A 3,275-nucleotide genomic window follows, 5' to 3' on the forward strand; every position below is an offset into this window, starting at 1 on the left:
CGCGGCGCAGTTCCTCGGCGCCCCCGAGCGCGAGTGGATGATTGCCGACTACAACGAGGTCGAGCGTGCCGATCCCGGCCGGCTGCTGGTGGTGCCGCTCAAATGGCCCAACCCGCTCGGTGTGCACGCCGACGCCTACCAGACGGTGCCCATCCTGGCCTACCACCGCTTCGGTACCGGCGGTGGGCGCATGGTCGTCACGCCGGCGCACTTCGAGGCGCAGCTCGCCTGGCTGGCGCGCCACGGCTACCACGTGCTCCCGCTGCGCGCGCTGGCAGACTTCCTGGCCGGCCGGCAGCCGCTGCCGCGGCGTTCGGTGGTGATCACGATCGACGATGGCTACGAGTCGGCGCACCGCTACGCGCTGCCGCTGCTGCGCAAGTACGGCTTTCCCGCCACCGTGTTCGTCTACACCGATTTCGTGGGCGGCGGCGGCGACGCCCTGAGCTGGAACCAACTGCACGAGCTCGCCGCCTCGGGGCTGGTCGACATCCAGGCCCACTCCAAGTCGCACCGCAACCTGCTGGAGCGCGGCGCGGCCGAGTCCGACCAGCAATACCGCCAGGGGCTGGAGGCGGAGGTACGCACGCCGCGCGAGGTGCTCGAGCGACGCCTCGCGCACCCGGTGCGCCACTATGCCTTCCCCTACGGCGACGCCAACGAGCTGGTGCTGGACCTGCTGGCCAGCCAGCGCTACGAGCTCGCCGTCACGGTCAACCCGGGCGGCAACGGCTTCTTCGCCCAGCCCCTGATGCTGCGGCGGACCATGATCTTCGGCGACCACGGCCTGGACGCGTTCCAGGCGCGCCTGCAGACGAGCCGGCCGATCCTGGCACCGGCCACCGCGCTCGCCTGCGCCAAGCTGGCGGCGGCGGGCGCGGCGAGCTTCTGCGGCATGGAGCCGCTGCCGCCGCTGGCGGTCGACGACGGCGCCGGCCCGGTGCTGGCCTTCGAGCACGCCTTGCGCGAACGGGCCCTGCTGCAGATGCAGCAAGGCCGGCTGGCCGAGGCCGCTCAAGCGTGGGAGGTGCTGGTGGCGCTGCGGCCGCACTCCGCCGACTACCGCGCGCGCCTGGCGCGCACGCGCGAGCAGATCGCGGAGCTGGTGCCCGAGCGGCTGCGGCTGGCGCAGGCCGCGCTGCGCAGGGGCGACAGCGAGGGTGCGAGCATGCAGTTCCTGGCGGTGCTGGCGCTGCAGCCGGAGCACGCCCAGGCCGCCGACGCGCTGCGTGCCATCGAGCGCGAGCGCGTGCGGCGCCAGCACCTGGGCAAGTTCTCGCGCTACACGCTGGAGCGCCGCCCGCCGGCGCCGCCTTCCGCGCCCGCTACAACTTCTTCGCCTTCTCCTTGAGCGCCAGGGCGCGCTGGCGCTCCAGTCTGGCGGTGTCGTTGCCGGGATCGACGACGAGCACGCGCTCCCAGGCGCGGATGGCCGCGTCCAGGTCCTGCTTCGCCAACGCCGTGCGCGCGACCAGCGAATGGCGCTGCACCAGCTGCTTGCGCAGGCGCTCCGCCTTGCCGCTGGCGCCGCTCTCGTGCAGGCCGGCCGCCCGCATGTAGTGGTCGAAGGCTTCGTCGAGGGCGCCGCGCCGCTCCGCCTCTTCGCCCGCGCGCATCGCGCGCTCGCCGGGGCCGGGCTCGGGCGGTGCGGCAGGCGTGGCCACCGCAGGCGTCGGCGGAACCGTCACGGGTTCGGGGCGCGGCGTTTCCCGCACCACCACGGGCGGCGGCGCCTTGCCGGGGATCTTCAGCGTCTGTCCGCCCGCCACCTGGCGCGGCACCGGGATGCCGTTGTAGCGGGCCAGGATGTAGAAGGCGTAGATGTCGCCGAGGAAGCGGCCCGCGATCATCGACAGCGATTCATTCGGCCGCACGGTGTAGTTGAAGGATTCGCGACCGAGCGCCGTCACCGGATCGGCCTCGATCTGGCGCTTGAGGTTGAGCGCCAGCTTGTTGTTCGGATCCTGCGCGAGGGCGCGCTCCAGTTCCGTGCGGGCTTCGGCCTCGTGCCCGGCTTCGAGCATGGCCACGGCGGAGAGGGCGGTCCGCTGCGCCTGCTGCTGCGACGCGGGCGTGACCGGCATCGGCGCCGGCGCGGGAGCCGGGCTGGGCGCGGCCAGGGCCGTGTCGGGCACCGCGGACAGGGGCTCCGCCGGTGCGGCGCTCGCGGGCGCCGGTGCCGAGGCGCTCGGCTGCAGCGGGGCCTGCTGGCAGGCCGCCAGCCCCGCGAGGGCGGCCAGCAGCAGGAGGGAGTGGGACATCTTCATGGCAGTGCCTCCGCGATGTGCGAAGGCGCCATGCCTTGCAGGTCCTCCGCTGGGTGACAGCGAAAAGTTTCGCGCAGATCCCGCCGCGGCGAACGTGACTTTCGTTCATTGGCCGCATCCCGAACCGCGCGGAGCATGCGGGCACCATGCCGCCGGAACTCGCCCGAGCGCCCATTCCCGTGGTCGTGCAGCAGCACGCGGAGGAGTGCGCGATCCTCCGCCAGATCCGCTCGGTACTGGTGCGCGCGCCCCACGTGCGGCTGCGCCACCTGCGCCGGCTGGACGATCGCATCGCGGCCCACGCCGACGGGCTGGCGGTGGCCGGCGCCTACGGCACGCAGCTGTGCCGCGAGGCGCTGGAACGCGTCGGCGCCGGGGTGGTGTTCGCGCTGGCGCTGCGCCTGATCGACGAGCGCGACGAAGGCGGGCTGCAGCGCCTGCTGGCGCTCGCCGCGGCCGTGCCGGAGGCGCAGCGTGGCTTGCTCTCCGCCTTCGGCTGGGTGTCGGCCGGCAGCCTGCAGGGCATCGTGCGCACCTTGCTCGCTTCGGGCGATGCGCAGCGGCGCACGCTGGGCCTCGCTGCCTGCCGACTGCACCAGGTGGACCCCGGCACTGCACTCACGCAGGCAGTGGACGATCAGCAGCCCCTGCTGCGCGCGGAGGGTTGGCGCGCAGCAGGCGAGCTCGGGCGCGCCAACCTGCTGCCAGCCGCGCTCGCCGCGCTGGACGATCCGGACCCGGCCGTTGCCTTCGCGGCGGCGCGCTGTGCCTGCCTGCTCGGCGACCGGGCCTCCGCGCTGCCGGCGCTGCACGCCTTCGCACTGCGCCCCGGCGCCGCGCAGGAGGAAGCCCGCCGCTGGTTCCTTCTGGCCAGCGACTTCGGCGCCGCGCACGACTTCGTGCGGCGCCTGGCGCACTCGGCGGCGCCGCAGCTGCCGCACCGCCGCCGCGTGATCTCCGCCTGCGCGCTGCTGGGCGATACGGCGCACGTTCCGTGGCTGATCGAGT

Annotated in this window: 3 protein-coding genes; 2 read left to right on the forward strand and 1 reads right to left on the reverse strand. The window is 74.0% G+C overall.

Going from position 1 to position 3,275, the window contains the following annotated elements:
* Positions 1-1,351: polysaccharide deacetylase family protein (locus tag VFM98_RS11315; protein ID WP_325110022.1), on the forward strand; the 1,351-nt coding region annotated here is incomplete at its 5' end.
* On the opposite strand, the gene VFM98_RS11320 is transcribed toward VFM98_RS11315, so the two are convergent.
* On the reverse strand, positions 1,326-2,267 hold the full coding sequence (locus tag VFM98_RS11320; RefSeq protein ID WP_325110023.1) for a LysM peptidoglycan-binding domain-containing protein: 942 nt from the start codon (positions 2,265-2,267) through the stop codon (positions 1,326-1,328). The two genes, VFM98_RS11315 and VFM98_RS11320, sit on opposite strands and share 26 nt — an antisense overlap.
* Before the next feature lie 146 nt (positions 2,268-2,413).
* Here VFM98_RS11320 and VFM98_RS11325 point away from each other — a divergent pair.
* Positions 2,414-3,275: HEAT repeat domain-containing protein (locus VFM98_RS11325; RefSeq protein WP_325110024.1), on the forward strand; the 862-nt coding region annotated here is incomplete at its 3' end.

The sequence above is a fragment of the Ramlibacter sp. genome, assembly GCF_035706265.1.
GTDB lineage: Bacteria > Pseudomonadota > Gammaproteobacteria > Burkholderiales > Burkholderiaceae_C > Ramlibacter.